The 18,333-nt window shown below is 56.5% G+C and carries 11 protein-coding genes; 5 read left to right on the forward strand and 6 right to left on the reverse strand.

Annotated elements, in window-relative coordinates; translation table 11 throughout:
- Nucleotides 1-11 precede the first annotated feature (11 nt).
- From B2R17_RS10920 to B2R17_RS10930, 3 genes are all read left to right on the forward strand, one after another.
- Nucleotides 12-7,196, forward strand: coding sequence for a beta strand repeat-containing protein (locus B2R17_RS10920; RefSeq protein ID WP_286764005.1), 7,185 nt, complete (start codon nt 12-14; stop codon nt 7,194-7,196).
- Between the two features lie 633 nt (nt 7,197-7,829).
- Nucleotides 7,830-8,465, forward strand: a complete 636-nt coding sequence (locus tag B2R17_RS10925; protein ID WP_286764006.1) for a TetR/AcrR family transcriptional regulator — start codon at nt 7,830-7,832, stop codon at nt 8,463-8,465.
- A 50-nt stretch (nt 8,466-8,515) separates the two neighbouring features.
- Nucleotides 8,516-9,463: an SDR family oxidoreductase gene (locus B2R17_RS10930; protein ID WP_286764007.1), complete on the forward strand. Its 948-nt coding sequence runs from the start codon at nt 8,516-8,518 to the stop codon at nt 9,461-9,463.
- Nucleotides 9,464-9,798: 335 nt separating this feature from the next.
- Here B2R17_RS10930 and B2R17_RS10935 read toward each other — a convergent pair whose 3' ends face one another.
- Both B2R17_RS10935 and B2R17_RS10940 read right to left on the reverse strand, forming a co-directional pair.
- Nucleotides 9,799-10,833, reverse strand: a complete 1,035-nt coding sequence (locus tag B2R17_RS10935) for a serine/threonine protein kinase (protein WP_286764008.1) — start codon at nt 10,831-10,833, stop codon at nt 9,799-9,801.
- On the reverse strand, nt 10,830-11,732 hold the full coding sequence (locus tag B2R17_RS10940) for a hypothetical protein (RefSeq protein ID WP_286764009.1): 903 nt from the start codon (nt 11,730-11,732) through the stop codon (nt 10,830-10,832). Before B2R17_RS10940 ends, B2R17_RS10935 begins: the two co-directional genes overlap by 4 nt.
- Before the next feature lie 80 nt (nt 11,733-11,812).
- Here B2R17_RS10940 and B2R17_RS10945 point away from each other — a divergent pair, with 80 nt between their 5' ends.
- Nucleotides 11,813-13,309: a polysaccharide lyase gene (locus tag B2R17_RS10945; protein WP_339888313.1), complete on the forward strand. Its 1,497-nt coding sequence runs from the start codon at nt 11,813-11,815 to the stop codon at nt 13,307-13,309.
- A gap of 169 nt (nt 13,310-13,478) precedes the next feature.
- Here B2R17_RS10945 and B2R17_RS10950 read toward each other — a convergent pair whose 3' ends face one another.
- A complete protein-coding gene (locus B2R17_RS10950; protein WP_286764011.1) occupies nt 13,479-13,985 on the reverse strand; it encodes an AAA family ATPase in 507 nt (168 codons plus the stop codon).
- Between the two features lie 244 nt (nt 13,986-14,229).
- Here B2R17_RS10950 and B2R17_RS10955 point away from each other — a divergent pair, with 244 nt between their 5' ends.
- Nucleotides 14,230-14,718 carry a hypothetical protein gene (locus B2R17_RS10955; RefSeq protein ID WP_286764012.1) on the forward strand — a complete coding sequence of 163 codons (489 nt, stop codon included), beginning with the start codon at nt 14,230-14,232 and terminating at the stop codon, nt 14,716-14,718.
- A gap of 241 nt (nt 14,719-14,959) precedes the next feature.
- On the opposite strand, the gene B2R17_RS10960 is transcribed toward B2R17_RS10955, so the two are convergent.
- The 3 genes from B2R17_RS10960 to B2R17_RS10970 form a co-directional block, all read right to left on the reverse strand.
- Nucleotides 14,960-16,003 (reverse strand): dihydroorotate dehydrogenase-like protein, encoded by a 1,044-nt coding sequence (locus tag B2R17_RS10960; RefSeq protein ID WP_286764013.1) that lies wholly within the window; start codon nt 16,001-16,003, stop codon nt 14,960-14,962.
- 32 nt (nt 16,004-16,035) lie between these two features.
- Entirely contained in the window at nt 16,036-17,568 is a 1,533-nt protein-coding gene (locus B2R17_RS10965; RefSeq protein WP_286764014.1) for an AAA family ATPase, read from the reverse strand.
- A gap of 302 nt (nt 17,569-17,870) precedes the next feature.
- Nucleotides 17,871-18,317: a hypothetical protein gene (locus B2R17_RS10970; protein WP_339888299.1), complete on the reverse strand. Its 447-nt coding sequence runs from the start codon at nt 18,315-18,317 to the stop codon at nt 17,871-17,873.
- Nucleotides 18,318-18,333: the final 16 nt, after the last annotated feature.

The raw sequence follows: 18,333 nt of genomic DNA on the forward strand, positions 1-18,333 counted from the left end.
GAGCAGGTGACTTGTTCGGGAACGGTGGTCGCATTGAAACCTCCGGCAGCAGCGTCCAAACGTACGGGATCCAAGTCGATGCAGGAGCGGCAAACGGAAACGGTGGGTTGTGGTTGATCGATCCGTACAACTATCTCATCGACGCCGTCGCTGCCAGCGACATCGCGGGTACACTCGAAACCGGCACCAGCGTGACCGTCACGACGACGGCCAACAATGGTTCTTACGGAAGTTCGGGCACCAACACCGATCTTGGGGACATCGTCGTGGGCAGTGACATTGTCACCGGCGCGATGTCAGGCGACGCAACACTCACACTGCAGGCTCATCGCCACATCAACGTCGATGCGAATATCGATGCGACTCAGAACGGAAACACAGCTCAATTGAACGTGACGTTGTTGGCCGACTCGGATCACTCCGGTGACGGAATCAATCTCGTCAACGGCGATTCAATCAAAACCAATGGCGGAAACTTGACTTTCGGAGACGGCAGCACTGCGACGATCGGCGGATCCAGCGTTCAAGTTGGCGGTGACGTCTACATCAGCGGCACAGCAGCCCAGTCGTTGGAAGCCGGCGGCGGTACGATCACGGTCAACGGCGAAACGATCGTTGCGAACACCAATGGGGTGACGTTTGACTCCGGCAACGGTGACATTGTCTTTGGTGGAGTTCTGAATTCAGGCAACCAATACACCGGTGTCACAAGCACACAGACTTGGGAAGGTGCAGTCGCTCATGCAAAATCTGGTACCGGTGAAGAGTTGGGTGATTCCTACTTGGCGACGATCACCTCTCGTCTAGAAAATGCGATCGCCGGTATCGCAGTCGACTACGCACCGTCCTGGTTGGGCGGACGACGAGTCACCGGCATCGGGACGGATTCGGCCTGGCGTTGGGTAACTGGGCCGGAAGGGTTACAGGACAGCAGCAACGGCCTGATCTTCGCAACCGGAATCAGTGGTACAACTCCAGTTGACGGTGCCTTTACCAACTGGAACCCGGGTGAACCGAACAATTCTGGCGACGATGAAACCGCTGTTCAGTTTGTGGGTGCAGCCGGGCAATGGAACGATCTTCGTCACAACTCAACAACACTCACTCAATACGTTCGTGAAACGAATCTTGCGCCAACCGCAGTCACGATTGACGCGGGCACTGGCAGCGTCACGTTCGCTGGAGCCGCTGGAACCAGCAAAGCTCTGTCCGCACTGACCGTCACCGCAGGTGGCGGCATTCACATCAACGGCGGCGCCATCAACACCACCGGGATTCAAACCTACAACAGCCCGGTTGTACTCGGTGCCCACACGCATTTTTCAACGATCCAAAACGACATCCTGTTCCATTCCACCGTTGATTCCGACAGCGCCGCGAACCAATGGGACCTGACCGCCACGATCACGCCCAGCAACGTCTATCACTGGGTCGATTGGACCACGTGGGACTCGGTCAGCAGGACAGCAACCGGTACGATCACCGTCGGCTCCGATGTCATCACCGTCACCTACCATAACCCGCAAGGCATATTCGGCATCCAAACGTCAGGCGGAACCAACTATTGGACGGGACGAAGCGGAGCCGCCTTCGTGGGTGAGTCGCCATACGTCAGCGACAACGTGGCCAACGGTCCATCCACTACCGACCTGATTCAATTGCAATACGCAGGAACCCAGACGCTATCCTTCAGCGAATCGGTCGAAAATCTTGCCTTCAGTATCATGAGCATGAACGGCAACGGATACGGATTCGACCAAGACTTCACGATTGAATCGTACTCCGGATTGAATGGTGCCGGCCCGGGATATTATGGCGGTGGCACGATGACCAAAGCCATTGTGGGCGACACATTCCAACTCAATGACGGCGGGATGAACAGCGCCAGCGATGGGCATAGCGAACCGCACGGCACGATCCGTTTCAACAATGCGTTCTCCGAACTCACTTGGGAAAGCCTCAGCGACGAAACCTGGAACGGGTTTTCAGTCGGAGTCAGCGGCACCAGTTCGACCGCCGGCAGTGTGCAATTCAACGGAGCCGTCGGCAGCAACGCGGCACTCGGTAACATCTCCATCAACGCCGCCGTGCAAACGACCGCCAACATCGCCGCGGCGTCCTCGTTCGACGTGACCGGTCTCGCCAATCTCGGTGGCGACATCACGACCACCGGCGACCAAACCTTCGGCAGTGCCATCACGCTGGCCGCGGATCTGGCGTTGACCACCACAGACGCCGGCGACATCCAAGCCACCAGCACAATCGATGGAGCCCATGACCTGACGATCGAAACCGACACCACCGGCGACACCACGATCGCGGGGAGTGTTGGTGGCAACAACACGCTAGCCAACCTCACCATCGACACCCATTCGCTCGATGCCAACGCCATTTCATTGGCGACCGATGCCTCACTCGATGTCACGGCACGCGGTGCAAGTGAAATTGCAGGCGTGATTTCCGGCACCGACGCAACGCTCGCGAAAGACGGCGACGGCACACTCGTTCTCTCGGCGACGAACACCTACACCGGCTCGACCACGATCACCGGAGGAAAACTGTCGATCAGCGGCGATGCCAACCTCGGCCCGGCACCGTCCAGCCCCACCGAATCGCATCTCACACTCGACGGCGGAACGCTTCTGGTCACCGGCAACACGACACTCAACAGCAATCGCGGCATCGAACTCGGTGACGATGATGGAGCGATCGAAGTCGCCACCGGCACAACAACGCAGTACACCGGCATCATCGCCGGCAGTGGCGGACTGACCAAATCGGGCGCCGGCAAACTCAGTCTGTCTGGCGAAAGCACCTACACCGGCGCGACAACCATCGATGGCGGGATCGTCGAGGCCAACAACGCATCCGCACTCGGCGATGACTCCGCCGTCACGCTCGCCAACGTCGCCGACACCAGCCTGAACCTGCTTTCCAATCTCACCATCGGATCCCTCGCGGGCGGCGGCAGCACGGGCGGAAATGTGTCGCTCGGCACGTCAACACTCACCACCGGTGGCGACGGCACATCCACCAACTTCGCCGGCAACATCTCCGGCACCGGCAGTTTGATAAAGGCGGGCGATGGTACATTCACCGCATCCGGCCTTGCCACCTACTCTGGCAGCACCGCGGTAACCGGTGGGATTGTCTTTCAAAACAACACCGCGCCGCTCACCAGCGGTTTCACCGGAACTGGCACAGTCACGATCGAGCCCACCGGCACCAGCTTTTCCAGTGCACTGGCCAGCAACTACAGTTTCGCAAACACGCTCGGCGGACTAACGCTCGGCAAGTCAGGAAACGCCTCCGACATCAGCATCAACACAGCGATCATCATCGATGGTGACGTAGCGATTCATGGCGGCAACGTGGCGATCAACAGCACGCTGCAAACCACCGCAGGCAACACGCTCACGCTCGGTGTGTTGGGCAACGCGACTCAAACAACCGCGATCACGACCGACAACCTCGCTCTGCAAGGCACAGGCAATTTCACGCTCGACAATGTCGCCAACTCCATCGGGACGCTTGCCGGTGGCCAATCCGGCACGCTGCTCGGCAACGTGACGCTCTACAACTCAGACACATTGACGATCGGCACCGTTGGTTCGCAAAACGGAATCGCCGCAAGTGGTTTGTTGAATTTGGCAACCCAATCCGGTGATCTGACCATCGCCCAAAACGTCTCGACGACCAACGCAACCGCGTCCGCCATCGCGCTGAACGCTGGACGAACGACTGCCGCTGGAACCGCGACAGATGGCAACCTCATTCTATCCAATTCACCATCGATCACCGTTGGCACCGGCGGACGAGCCACCCTGTTCACCGGCAGCATCGCGAACAGCCTCGGTCTGACCGACTTGCTAACCAGCGGCAGTGGTCGGTTCCGTTACAACAGCGACGAATCCGCCACGAACTACTCGCTGACCCTGGACACCGGACTGTTCGGAATCTATCGCGAACAACCTTCGATCACCGTCACCGCCGCCGACACGTCCAGCACCTACGGCACCGCCCCCACGTTGACGAGTACGATCAACTCACAAAACGGTGACACGGTCGCTCAAGCGTTCAGCGTTGCACCGACGATCACCGTTGGCGGCGACCTGTCAACCAGCGGCAACCACATCGCGGGCGATCACACATTGACCGCTTCGGGCGGCACCAGCCAACTGGGCTACGCCATCGATGGCTACACCGGCGGTACGCTAACCGTCAACCAGAAAACGATCTCTGTCCCGATCGTCGTCGACAACAAAGTCTACGACGGAACCACGACCGCGCAAATGAATGCCACGGCCAGCGGCGTGGTCGCGGGAGACTTGGTCACGATCGGGGGAACCGCCGCCTTCACTGACAAGAACGCGGGCACCAACAAAACCGTCAACATCACCGGTCTCAACCTTACCGGCACCGACGCGGCGAACTACGCCCTTGCCAGCACGTCGGATACATCATCAGCGGACATCACTCCGCTTGCCATCAACGTTTCAGGACTTACCGGTGACGACAAAGTCTACGACGGCACGACCCTGGCCACGCTCAGCGGCACGGCAACCGTAGCGGCCATCGGAGTCGATGATGTCGAAGTCAACGGATCAGCGATCGCCAGCTTCAACGACAAAAACGTCGGCACGTCCAAGTCCATCGTTGTGAGCGGACTCACCCTGACCGGCGACGACGCGAACAACTACAGCATCAACCAGCCTACCGGCCTGACCGCCGATATCACTCCGGCACCACTGACGATCACCGCCAACAACGATGCCAAGTTTGTCACCAAAACCGACGCGACTGGCTACGCCGGAGCCAGCTACAGTGGCTTCGTTGCGGGCGAAGGAACGTCTGACCTGACCGGATCACTATCGATCACGCGAAGCGGAATGGGATCCGACGAATCCGCCGGAACCTACACAAACGCCCTGGCCGCCAGTGGTTGGAGTTCCACTAACTACGACATCACCTTTGTCACTGGCGACTACACGCTTGTCCCTGCCGAAGAATTGCTCGTGCGGTTCGACAACAGCAGTTCGACTTACGGCGACCTACTCGGCCTGCAGCTTCTGTCCGCACAGTACATGGACTTAGGCAATACCGTTCACACACTCGCCGCTCCATCTGTCGTCGATGGTCGCTACGTCTTTGATGACGGATCCGGCGGATCGGCGGCCTTCGACGTTGACCTCGGTGGATCCTCACTCAGCACATCCAGCCACACGAACGTCGGTGCGTTTTCGCTCGGCATGGAAAACATCGATATCACCAGCGGCAATTTTTCCAACAGTGTGAACATAGTCGGCAACCACGCGGTCACTCGAACCGCGATCAACGTCGGTGCCTCCGGCGTCAGCAAAACGTACGACGGCAACCAATCGATGACCAACCTGTCGCTGGATCAAACCGGTGCTATCCCAGGCGACTCGTTCACCTTGAACGGCCAAGGCAGCTACGCCGATCGTCACGCCGGCACAGGCCTGAACTACACGGTCGGCAACCTCGAACTCAGCGGCACCGACGCGGATAACTACTACCTATCCGGCGGCAGCACCTTCACCGCCAACGATGGCATTATCACACCCAAGAACGTGACCATCACCGTGCCGACGGTCACCAAGGCCTACGACGGCAACACGAACATCGAAGCCACTGCAACTCAGCTTCAAGCCTTCACCGATGCACTCGGTATCGCCACCGACAGCGTTGCCTCGATCACACTGACCTACGAAGACAAGAACGTTGGCACCAACAAAACGCTCGCGGGATCGAACATTTCGATCAGCGACGGCAACGGCGGCGGCAACTACAACATCACCTTCGCCGATGACACCTCCAGCAGCATCACACGACTCGGCACCGTCACCTGGATCGGTGGCTCGACCGGCGATTGGAATGATCCCTCAAACTGGGCCGGCGGCGCAGTTCCAGACCTCGGCAACGTGGCCAACGTCATCATCCCGGAAGGCGTCACGCCCACGTTTGACAACACCGTCAACGGCCCCGTCGAAGTTGACTCCCTGCTCGGCGGCAACCTGCAAATCGACAGCGGCACGCTGAACGTGGACGGCAGCCTTGATGTCGACACTTACGCACAAAACGGCGGTGCAGTGACCGCCGGCACCTTCCTTGTCAACAACAGCTTCACGCAAAGCACGACGGGTACGATCGAAGTCACCGGCGACGTTGACATCACCCAAACCAGCGGTGACTTGAACGTCAACAACTTGTCTGGCCACAACGTCAAACTGGACAGTCAAACCGGCAACGTTGGCGTAGAGAATATCACCGCGACCGGCAATCTCGACATCGTCGCCGCCGGCAACGTGGGACAATCTACCGTCGGAACGATCACCGTCGGTCAAACCACCACGATCAACGCAGGCGGCGACATCGACTTGTACGGAATCAAAAACGATTTCATCGGCCCCGTCCACGCCACCGGCGACGACATCGCCCTTTTTGACGGACACGGCGGATTGACGCTCGGCAACATCGACGCCAGCGGAGAGTTCCTCGCCGCATCCATCGACGGCGACCTCACGCAGCATCCCGGTACCACAGTCAAAGTCGGCGGTGACACCCTTCTCGGTGCCAATGGTGACGTGACCCTGGACAACGAAGGCAATGTCTTCACCGGCATCGTCAACCTGGACGCCGACAACGGAATCATCCGTCAGTCCACCGGCGACCTACTACTCGGCAACGTGGAAACCAACGTCGACTTCACCGCCACCGCCATTAACGGCAGCCTCGCTCAAACACCGAGCACCACCATCGAAGTCGGCGGCAACAGCAGCTTCACCGCCAAAACCGAAATCAACTTGCCCAACACAGGCAACCGGCTCGGCCAACAAACCACCGTCAACGCCCCGCTCTACGAGCTCAACTCCCTCGATCCGCTCAACCTCATCCGCACCGGAGCCGCTCTCGGCGAAGCCACGCTCAGCCGAACCGTCTCCCAAACCACCAACGACACATTCACTCGTCCCGCCTCGGCAAGCGAATCCGACCCGCAAGGCTCGTCCCAATCCAACACCGCCATGAATCCCAACGGTTGGTTTGAGAAGTTCAAAATGTTTGTTTCTAGCCTGGTAAAAAGTGGCTCCGCAAACCCCGCCAACAACCAAGAATCGCAGCTCAAGGCTGAACAAACCGACGACGACACCTTCCTCCGCCGCCAAGGACCCGCGTAACAATCGCCAGTGCACCGACTTCAACATGTTCTTTTCGCAGTCCAAAAGGACCGCCAAGCCGGACCAGGCTCCGTTCGCGTCCGATTGAAAAAATAGTCGACGCCAGTTGCGACATCGTCTTACCAAACCATGTCGAAACACAGTCGCTTCGGCGTCCCTTGGTTCTTCGACGCAGCGTCCTTCACCACTGGATTTCCTCTCTGACTAGTTGTCTGTCACGACTCGTTTTCAGGGTAGTGGACGAGGCCACGAGTCCTGAGCCGGCTTCAAATCCGAGGACTCGTGGCCTCGTCCACCACGATCAACCCAAACTTTCATCGGTGACAAACCACTGGTGTTGATTCGCGACGATCAATGTTCCCCCAAAGGTCTTCTGAAGAAAGCGAATCGGCACGCCCCCGATGCGCGGATAGGTGAGTCGGATCAGAGCCGATGCCTTTGGAAACACTCGAAACAAGTGCCGCGACCTTCATGTGTTGAACCGATGGTGGTGTACGCAATTTCTGTTTTGGCGTCCTTGCAGTCTTGACGCTGCCTTGTCATTTTGTTCGGGTGACTAGACACTCGACCGACGGTCGATTAACAACCGACCGACGGTCGTTTCGATCAATGTCTTTGAATGAGGATCTGCCAATGAACTGGCAAAGAGCACGCCAACCAGGCCAGAAGGCGGAGCGTGTTGCCACCATCCTGGAGGCCGCGGCCACGCTCTTTGATGAAAAGGAGCTCGCGGACATCTCGATGCGAGACGTCGCTGCGACGGCGGGACTCGGCAAAGCAAGTCTGTACCACTACTTCAGCACGAAGGAGGAGGTTTTCATTTGCCTCTACCGCGAGGAACTCCACGATTGGTTGCTCGACGTCGAAAGCCGACTCAAGCGACTTCGTTCTCCCACGCCAAAACGAATCGCGAAATCGCTGGCCGAGGCGATTCGCAATCGCGACCGTTTCTGTCGGCTGACGGTCGTTCTGGCCTCCGTGCTGGAACGCAATTTGACAACCGACTTTCTCCGCGAATTCAAGCGATCACTCCTTGGACCGCTCGAACGATGTTCGGCGGCCCTGCAATCCGTGCGGCCAGAAATGTCGGCTGCTGCCGTTCAAGAATTCATCGTTCAGCATCACGCCGTGATCGCCGGACTCTGGCCGCTTGCTCACCCTTCTGAGGAAGTCTCCACGCTCATGAAAGAAGATGAACTCCGTGGCCACCAAGTCGACTTTTATCGCACGTTTGAATCAATGATTCGCCAGTTGATGCCGCCTCAATAGCCACCTTCAAGCGTCTTTCCAACGCCGCGCATCAAAACAGAAACCAAACAATGACGAAAGCACAACAATTTGGCCCTCGAGGCTGGACTCCCGAGCGACTCGGCTCGCTCCAAGGCAAAACCTATGTCATCACTGGCGCCAATACCGGTGCGGGATTCGAGGCGACTCGGACTCTCCTGACCAAGGGTGCGAAAGTCGTGATGATGAACCGCAACGCGGAAAAGTCAGCCGCCGCCATCGAGACCTTGAAACAGGAATTCGGCAGCGACGTCGAGGTTACCTTCGTGCGTCTGGATTTGGCGGTGCTGGATTCCGTGCGAGAAGCGGCATCGGAACTACTCGACACGGCTCCTCAAATCGATGCACTCATCTGCAATGCTGCGATCGCGCAAGTGGCCAAGCAAGAACTCACCGTGGACGGCTTTGAAAGCCAACTCGGAGTGAACCACTTCGGTCATTTCCTGCTGTGCGGATTGCTGTTCGACCGGATCGAACAATCACGTGGCCGCATCGTCGTCGTCGGCAGCAACGCGTACAAAATGGGGCTGAAGAAGATTCAATTCGAAGATTTGAACTTCGACCAAAACTACACCGCGTGGAACGCCTACGCACAAAGCAAGCTGGCGCAAATGATGTTCGCCTACGAGCTTCAGCGACGCGTGGAAGCGGCCGGCAAGCACGTTCAGGTTCGGGTTTGTCATCCCGGTGCATCGCGAACCAACTTGCTAAACGAAACCGCCAGTTTGCCGATGAAGCTGCTGTGGAAACTGATCTCACCCTTCATCGCTCAATCCGCCGAGAGAGGCTCGTGGCCCGAAGTCATGTGCGCCACCGAAGAAAGTCTGAAACCTCAAGCCTTGTACGGCCCAACCAAGAGAGCCGAAACAGTCGGCCGCGTCGGGGAATGCCCGCTCGAACCTCTCGCCCTGAACCAAGAAGCCGCCACCCAACTCTGGGCACTCTCCGAGCAGAAAACCTGCTTCAACTGGTCCCCATAAAGTGGCATAGGCTTCCAGCCTGTGATTCCTCCCAACAAAACTGAATCCCCACAACGCCCCCAACCAAATCAATATCAGCGAACTCCGTCCGTAAGACGAGGCAGTGCTGTTTTCTGATGCTGTGTTTTGGCGGTTTTCTGCATTTGAGATCCTCTCCCCAAACTTCGTTTCGGGAGAGGTGCACCGTGTGTAAATCTGCCCAAAAGCGGCATCAAAAAACGGCACGACCTCTGCGTGCGCACGGCACATGCCCCATTGAATCAGCAACCAATTGCTTCACCGGTTCCTGCTCCGTCGAATTCATTTAACAAGAAAGTCGGGTCAACCCACGAACTTCACTTGCTCTCGTCTTGGCGGACGGTCAGCATCAGCTCGTCCAGATCCGTGATCAGCTCACGCATCGTTTGATATCGACTCGCGGTTTGTTTGGCGATCGCTTTGGAGACGATCCGGTCCGCTTCCTTGGGAATGTGATGCTGGGGAGAACGTTCGCTCGGTGGCGTTGGCTGACGCATACAGATGTTCTCGAACGTTTCATTGCGATCTTTGCCACGGAAGGGTTCCGCGATTGCCATGGCTTCGTACAAGCAGACTCCCGCGGAGAATACGTCGCTGCGTTCGTCGATGTCTCGATTGGCAATCTGTTCCGGTGACATGTATGTCGGTGTACCGATCAACAAATTGGCTGGCGTCAATGTTGGTAGCTCATAAGTATGTTCTTCGTGTTGAACCTTTGGCGTCGGAACAGACTCGCTCGGCGGCGCGGGACTGAATTCGCTGGGTGGTGTTGTATCGACGGCATAGCGACCTTCATCCAGAGTTGGCGCCCCCCATACCTTGGCGGATCCCCAGTCCAACAGCGTGACTTCACCAAAGTTACCCACCCAAATGTTTTCCGGTTTAACATCACGATGAATCACACCAGCCGCGTGTGCAAACACAAGCGTCTGGCAGGTGTCTCGAATAATCTCGATCCGTCGGTGCAGCGGGAAAGCAGCGGCCACCTTCTCATCGCCCTTTGCAAGCTGACGTAGCACCGAGAAAAAATTCTCGCCCGAAATCCGCTTCATCGCATAGTAGATTCCGTATTCATCATCCTCGCCGATCTCGTGCACTGGCACGGTTCCCGGGTGTTCCAGTTGAGCTGTCACCCGTGCTTCGCGGAGCAGACGGCGCCGGTACCCGCGGTCCAAGCGGTGTTCCGGCAACAGCATCTTGAGCACCACGGTGCGGCCCACGATTTGGTCGTAGGCGGCATACAGCACCCCGTTGCCGCCTCGAGCCATTTCGGTGAGATCGCGGTACTTGGCCAGCCCATGCGGGCGTGGCGATGGAAGCTGAATATCAGTGCTGGAAATTGAAAGCATCATTCGTCAACGTAGCCTGCTTGAAGGTACAGTCGGGCCGCTTCTCGGTAGGGTGGATCCCAACCAAGTTCCTGCAGCAAATCACGCCGCTTCTTGAGATACCATTTCGGTTCAATGGAATGCCTGTTGGCTCCCAACAATTCGAGTGCTCGCCCCTTCTTCCCAGCCCGCCGAAACATTCGGTCCTGCAAAAGAATGAATTCGCGACGACCACCTTGCGTTTGCTCCGTCAGCCGCTGAAAAGCTGCGACCAACCGCGACTCATATTCGTCCGGGTTAGCAATCGGCCATCGCTCTCGAACCTCCGGCAACTCGCGATACGCCAGTGCCCTCCCTAGCCGATATCGCGTGTACGCAAGTGCCCAACCTGTGGGTGTTGCCAGCGATTGCAAATCAGCCGGAAGATGATCCGCCAGCGATTTCTCCAGTTGGCTGGCCAATTCAATCGTGGTCCGCAAGTTGTCTTTTCGGTCGTCGTCGGTGTCAGACGCGATCAACCGTTTCTGCCAATCGAGGATCGCCTTCCAAGCACCCGCATCGACGGACTCAGGTCGCGGCACATCTGCCAACACGGGCTCTTTCATCATTTCCGATTTATCCGGTGCAGCGGCCGAGGCAGTTGGCATTTCCCCTGGCTTCCAGCGACGAAGCCACGATCGCCGAGCGGAATATTCCAAGCGATCGTCGTCCGACGCGGCATTCTGAAGTTTTGTTTCAATCGACGCCAGCGTTTGCGTTTTCCAGCGTTGAGCATCGACCGTGCGTGGAGTTTCCGCAAGCGAACTCACTTGCAGGCAGACCAACGTCAGGAGCATCGCCTTCAGCAACATCGCGATTCGCCATGCCCAACGGCAGAGGCCAACGCGATCGATCCGCTGAGGTGATAGGAAGAGTCCAGCCATGTTGCATTCAAGTGGGTACATTGGTTGTTGTTCGCTTCGCACCCTCGTGACCTTACCGATTTCCAATGCAGCATTCCACAGTGAGCCACGTTTTCTTTTTCTCCGCGGTGGTCGTTTCGTTCGGATGTGGTTCGGTGTTGGCGGATCCATCCGATTGGGCAGAGGGCACAAAGGAGCACAACGATGGTGCCAATCGCGAGCATTACAACCAAGCGGCTTCCTTGCGATGGGCGCACTTCATGGGCGATTGGTGCGACGCGGAAGGAACCGAGCTAGGCGAGGCTCCCTATGCAATCGCCGAAGTCTCCGACACGGACACTCTCAAACCCGTTCGTTGGGATGTAACGACGCTAGTAAACGAGTGGGACAAGGGAACGCATCCAAATCAAGGACTGTTTTTACGTGTCGTCGAAGGAGCCGGCAGGACTGCATTCGCCAGCCGAGAAAACACCGATAAAAACCTTCACCCCAAACTCGAACTGACTGGCGAGAACGGAACGGTCATCCTCAATGCGGTCGCGGATACATTCCTGACCAAGTCGACTTTCCGTTGCCAGGGGCAATCCCCCGAACTGCGAGTCTCCGCCGAGGCGGAAAACCTGCTGGTCCGATTCGATCTCGAACAAGCCTCCGACATTGGAACGATCACCAACGCCACGCTGTTGCTGCATTCGCCCGAGCAGTTTGGTTCGGCCAGCATCGGAGTGTTCCGCTGCAATCAAGGCGACACCGACGCCCCCACTTCGCCAGTCCTAGGAATCGCGGCCAAGTACGAAAACGATCGCGGAATCGCGAAAGACCCTGACGTGATTTTCGCGACGGGTTTCGAACATGCGGACTGGGAAAGCGAATGGACTCAGGCCGGCCCCGACGGCAAAGTGGACACGGTCGATCCTGACACTGGCTTCAAAGGATTCATTCCATTGCAAGGCAGAGCGTTGCGTTCTCGGATTCCAAAGGGTGGCTTCACGGCACTGAACACGCTGTACAAGTTCGATGAACAGATCGGCAGCGAGCCCGAGGAAATCTACTTTCGCTATCACTTGCGTTTGGCAGACGATTGGAACCAAACCGTTCAAGGCGGCAAACTGCCAGGGATCAGTGGAACGTACGGGCGAGCAGGCTGGGGCGGTCGAAAGAGCGATGGGACCAACGGCTGGTCAGCTCGCGGATTGTTTCAAAAGACCATCCCCGCCGGCAATCCGTTGGCAGGAACAACGCCGGTTGGGTTCTACTGCTACCACGCCGACATGAAGGGAACCTATGGATCCCATTGGGTTTGGAGCCAAGGTTACCGCGGGTACCTGACAACCAATCACTGGTACACCATCGAACAACACTGCCGCCTGAACACTCCCGGCGAAAAGGATGGAATCTTGCGAGCCTGGGTCGATGGGCACTTGGCGTTTGAGAAAACGGACATGCGGTTTCGATTGACAGACGAACTCAAAATCGAGCAGATCTGGATGAACCTCTACCACGGCGGGAAAACCGCATCTCCACACGACCAGCACATTTTCATAGACAACGTGGTGATCGCGAAAAAGTACATTGGGCCGATGGCCACCGCACCTTGAGTCACTGTGGATTCAGCCCTATTGGGCTGTTGATTCAGTGAGCCGTACCGCGTTGACGGCGGTTAATCAGACGCCCACCGGGGCTTCCGCCCACCGGCTAATTTTTGCCATTCGGTAGACGACTAAATCAACAGCCCGGCATGCAGAGAGTCGAACAACCACCGCATTCTCAATCGCTCGTATCGACGAATTGAACAGCGAACGCGGGCTTTGCCACCGGCGCTTCGCTAACATGCTGCTGCCAATCAATCAACTTGGCTTGGTCTCTCGGGTTGGCTCGTTGTTCGATCCGTTGACGTCGGAGTTCGTCATCGCAACTCAAATACCAAACGGTCGGTGTTACGCCAAAACGCTCGGCAAGTTGAATTGGCCAACTTGGATCCCCAAGTTCCCGAGTGAATGGCCCCACGATCACGACGTGGATGTGTTGCAAATTGTCAGCCGCGGTATGAAACAAACATTCATAGACCGCGTCACGAAACAACCGCTTGTACTCCGGACTGTCGCGGTCAGCTGGATCCAACCCCGCTGCGGCCAAACCCGCTCGAACCACCGGTTCAGTGACGGTGTCGCTATCCAACAAAACGCCAGCCAACTTGCTTGCCAAATCCTTTCCAAAGGTGGACTTACCAACACCGGCGGCTCCTGCAACGATGTGAAGTTCAGTGCTCGTCATGGGGCTCAATGAATTGGATCCGTTGTCCTGTTCGCCAGATGAATTGGTTCGGCAAGCGTCAACGTAAACTCCACCCGACAAATTCGGCAACCGGGATCGCAATGCAACGAGACGTTGCCAATCCTTTTCGAGTGAGCCTTTCGAGGGCGACAACACCACGACCAACCCTACCGCATTCTCGCCTTCTCATTGAACCGGCCAGTCGCGTTTGGAACACGCGAATTTTCCGTGAAAATCACTCCGCATGAATGAACTTTATCGATACGAGAGTCGGCAGCGTCGAACCTCGATGATCTTGCTACTGAACATGGTCGTCTTGCTGGCGATGTACCTTGCCGCACGGAGCTTCCTTCCAGCGTCGGAAGAGAGCGAGCAACTGATCTTTTGGCTGAACATCGTCACCCCGCTGGTGGAAGTCTGCCTGTTGCTCGCCGCCATTTACCTCTGGGTCAAAAACGAAACCTTCCGGATGGTCGTGACGGAAGACACCTTCGAAGTCTTCGATCCACTCTCGCGAACCTTCACGTTTTCAATTCCCGTGAACCAGATCGTTGAAATCACGCAAACTCAAAAAGCCAAACATAGCTCCATCATCATGCAAACCAACTCGGGTGAATCGATCCAGATCACGCAAAACTACCACTACAACCGAACGAAGCTTTATGCCGCGTTGGCCAAAGCCAATCCAGCCATCCGACTGCCCAAGAGTGCCTGGCGATTCCGCCGATCTTGATCCCTCCGCCTTCTTCGCGACGCTCTAAGCAATTAGGCGAGAATGATCTAGCAGAATCATGTGAGCCTTTTGGACGTTAGCGGGCTGTTGATTGAATGAGCCGTACCGCGTTCGCGGCGGTTGCTCAGACGCCAACCGCGGCCAACGCCCATCGGCGAATGGTTGCCATTTGGTTTAAGACTAGTGCAACAACCCGTTAGCCGCGGTTGTACGTGGGAACAGTCGCGTTCGCCAAAACAGCTTAAATGCCGAAAGCCTCTCGCCGAACCGCCTCAGTCCCCGCCGAACTTGGGTCCTTCTCGCGATGGTGAGCGGTCAGAGCAGCGATGTAAGCTGTCCTTTCTTCATCGCAACTGAATTCGAGAGGTCGCCGCAGCTTCAAATCCTGCAGCGATTGCATGTCATGTTTCTCCATGAATGAAACCAGCCCTTGCAACATCGTTTGAATCACGGACGCACCCTCACGATAGATGGCCGAAGTCACCATCGCGGCGTCCGCTCCAGCCAGCAGCACTTTGATCAAATGATCCGCGGTGCCGACGCCCCCACAGGCTGCCAAGGGCATGGCCGGGCAGCAACTGTGAACCTGCATCAACGTATCGAGCGAATCGATTCCCTCTTCCGCCGATGAAATTCGCCAACGACTCGCCAACCTCAGCGTGTCCAAGCAGATATCGACTTTCGGTGCGCGACCATGAAGCACCATCCCCTGGGCACCCGATAGCAATTGTCGTGCGAGATGCGGCAGACTGGTGAAGTTGCTGCTCAGCTTCACAAACAACGGCACCGTGATTGCGGAATCAACGTCCCGAATCGAATCCAGAATCATCGTCTCAATCTCGGTGGAACTGCCATCCTCCCGCGCACCTGAGTGATGAACGTTCAGCTCAATCGCCGAAGCACCAGCCTCCTCCAGTTCACCAGCGAAATCCATCCAGCCGCCGGCGGTGTAACCGTTCAAACTGGCGATGATCGGAATGTCTTGCAACGAACTGGCCCGATTGACGAGGGCCAAATACGAATCGCCATCCGGGCAAACCCAATGATGTTTCGTTCGGTCAGATTGGCCCAGAATGCTTCGTTCCTTGGGCGTGAGTTGGCGCCCGTGACTCCAGCTCCAGTCGATCACTTGCTCCTCAAACAACGAGGGCAAAACGATCGCCCCGGCCCCCGCCTCTTCCATTTCCAATCGAGTCCGCTCGTTCATCGACAACGGAGATGCTCCAACAACCACGGGCGACCTCAACGAAAGTCCGCCGAATTGGGTATTCAGACGAGATGTCATGGCTGCGTTTCCATTGAAAGAGAAAAGAACGGTCAAAACATTTCAACCAGTTGGACCACGTCAGGGACATCGACCACCCAGGCTCGTTCGCTGTCCGAAAGTGGTTCGTGACAAGAGAGTTGGTGTTCCAAAACAGTCAGGTCCGCATCCGATGCATCTTGGTTTCTCTCACAACGATCGATGACTCGTTGCCGCAAGGTTTGCGGATCGCTGTGACAATCCAATATCGCAAAGGGAACGCCCGATCGAGTCGCAACATCAATAAACTGATTGCGTTGAGCTCGCTTGAGAAATGTTGCGTCAACAATCACGCTGTATCCGTTCGACAGGATTGCTGCGGCCTGATCAGCCAGTCGTTGGTAGGTCTCGTCGCTCGCGTCATCGCCGTACACCTCCAAAACCTCATTGGGTCCGGGACGATCGGTGACGGACAAACCGAACATTCGCTTTCGTTCGACATCGCTTCTCAACCGAATCGCGTCATGTCGTTGAACGATTGCTTCACTCAAGGTGGACTTCCCACTACCGCTGACGCCATGGGTGATCCATAGTCGCGGAGATTCTCGAAGCGTGAATCGGTATGCCAGATCAAGTTGCTTCTGCACGCCTTCGTTGTCGTCACTCATCGAAGCCGTCAACGCACGAACCAGTGCACGATAAACCAAGAAGAAACGCAGTAAACTTAGAGACCGATAGTCTCCCGTGCGTTCCAGGTATGCGTTGAGAAACAATCGAGACAGATCGAGGTGCCCTCGAGCGGACAAATCCATCGCCAAGAACGCAGCATCACTCAGGACGTCGATCCATCGCAAATGGTCATTGAATTCAATGCCGTCGAACGGACGCAGTTTGCCCTGCCAATCGATGATGTTTTCGGCATGGAGGTCACCATGACACGCCCGAATAAATCCACCGTTGATTCGGTTGGTCAGCCTTTGAAGATTCTCTGCGAAGAACTTGGTCGTCCAATCACGCAACACATGCGCTGTCCGAGCTGAATCGTCGTCCAAGTCTCCGTCCAATGTCTCGAAGATCTGGCGGGAGTTTTGCGTCAGAAAAACGGGCCACTTCTGCGCAATTCCTGAATAGCAAGCAATTGCGTCCTGGTGAAACTCTGCAATCGTTTCAGCGAGCCTAATAACTTTGCGTCGAGTCAACTTGCCCTGCTCGATCTGTTGACTCAACAGTGCTGTTTCAGGGAACCGATTCATTTGCACCGCAAACTCGATCGCCTCCCCCTCGCCTTGCACCTTGATGCTTTCATCCGCGAGCGTAATCGGTACAACAGCAACATAGAGGTCGTCTGAAAAGCGTCGATCCAAACGCAATTCTTCTTCGCAGAAGTGCCGGCGTTTTTCCCGCGTGGTGTAGTCCAAGAATTCCGTCTTGATCGGTTTCTTGATCTTGTAGGCGAAATCACCAGCCAAAAACACAAACGAGATGTGTGTTTCGTGAACGACCACGGGACCGTCAACAGGATGAGGATATGCCTCCGGTCGCATCAAACCCGCTACCAAGCTTTCCGTCGAAACCTCGTTGTTTGCGGTCGAGTTCATGGTCGTCATCGGTGTCACTACAGGGCAAAGATTTCAAGAAGACAGGGACAATCACCAGCCCCTTCGCCGTTTGAGCGTTAGCCCCTTTTCCAAATTAACAAAAGCGTCAGCGGGCAAGATCGAAGCCAGTGGGGCGTACTGAATCCATCGACCAGCCCGCTGACGCGGGGCGAACCTTCTAAGCGGGAATGTGAGTGTTACTAAGTGATACGGCCGAACTTCACTCGCCATGGTTTCTCCCATGGCACCGAGGCAAAGTTCAAACGGCATGTGTATTTCATCAAGGGGATTTCCCACACCCGCTTCGTCTGCTATTCGCTGGGTAGTTTGATCAGCTCCTCTCGGTGCTTCCGCATGTAGGAATGACACTCAACACAGCGGACTGTCATGGCAACGTACCCCATGGTGGCGCGATGGATGTCCTTCTCTTCCGCCGCTTCCACAACCAGATCCGCAGCACGTTGAAAGTCACGGCTTTGATCCGCGTATTCGCGTGTCTGAATGACATTCCATCCCGACTCGGTACTGAGCAATCTTAAAGATCGAGCGTTGGATGCGACCTTGTCATAGTCCTCCAATGTGAGTCCTTCGAGAATCGCTTTGGACTTTTCTAACTTCATTCGCATCAACGGAGTGAGCAAACTGCCATCGTCTCGATGATCATCCGGCGTCGGAGGATCCGCTTGCAGGTTCAATGAAGACAGCAAGCCGATCATCACGACCGACGAGAGCATGATTGCTAGCAAGCGTTTCATCACATTTCAATCCGAAGGA

It is taken from the genome of Rhodopirellula sp. UBA1907 (assembly GCF_002337565.1).
Lineage (GTDB): Bacteria > Planctomycetota > Planctomycetia > Pirellulales > Pirellulaceae > Rhodopirellula > Rhodopirellula europaea.

Coding starts and splice junctions, on each gene's coding strand:
- B2R17_RS10925 (WP_286764006.1), top strand. CDS start 7,830: ATGAACTGGCAAAGAGCACGCCAACCAGGCCAGAAGGCGGAGCGTGTT.
- B2R17_RS10930 (WP_286764007.1), top strand. CDS start 8,516: ATGACGAAAGCACAACAATTTGGCCCTCGAGGCTGGACTCCCGAGCGA.
- B2R17_RS10935 (WP_286764008.1), bottom strand. CDS start 10,833: ATGATGCTTTCAATTTCCAGCACTGATATTCAGCTTCCATCGCCACGC.
- B2R17_RS10940 (WP_286764009.1), bottom strand. CDS start 11,732: ATGGCTGGACTCTTCCTATCACCTCAGCGGATCGATCGCGTTGGCCTC.
- B2R17_RS10950 (WP_286764011.1), bottom strand. CDS start 13,985: ATGACGAGCACTGAACTTCACATCGTTGCAGGAGCCGCCGGTGTTGGT.
- B2R17_RS10955 (WP_286764012.1), top strand. CDS start 14,230: ATGAATGAACTTTATCGATACGAGAGTCGGCAGCGTCGAACCTCGATG.
- B2R17_RS10960 (WP_286764013.1), bottom strand. CDS start 16,003: ATGACATCTCGTCTGAATACCCAATTCGGCGGACTTTCGTTGAGGTCG.
- B2R17_RS10965 (WP_286764014.1), bottom strand. CDS start 17,568: ATGACGACCATGAACTCGACCGCAAACAACGAGGTTTCGACGGAAAGC.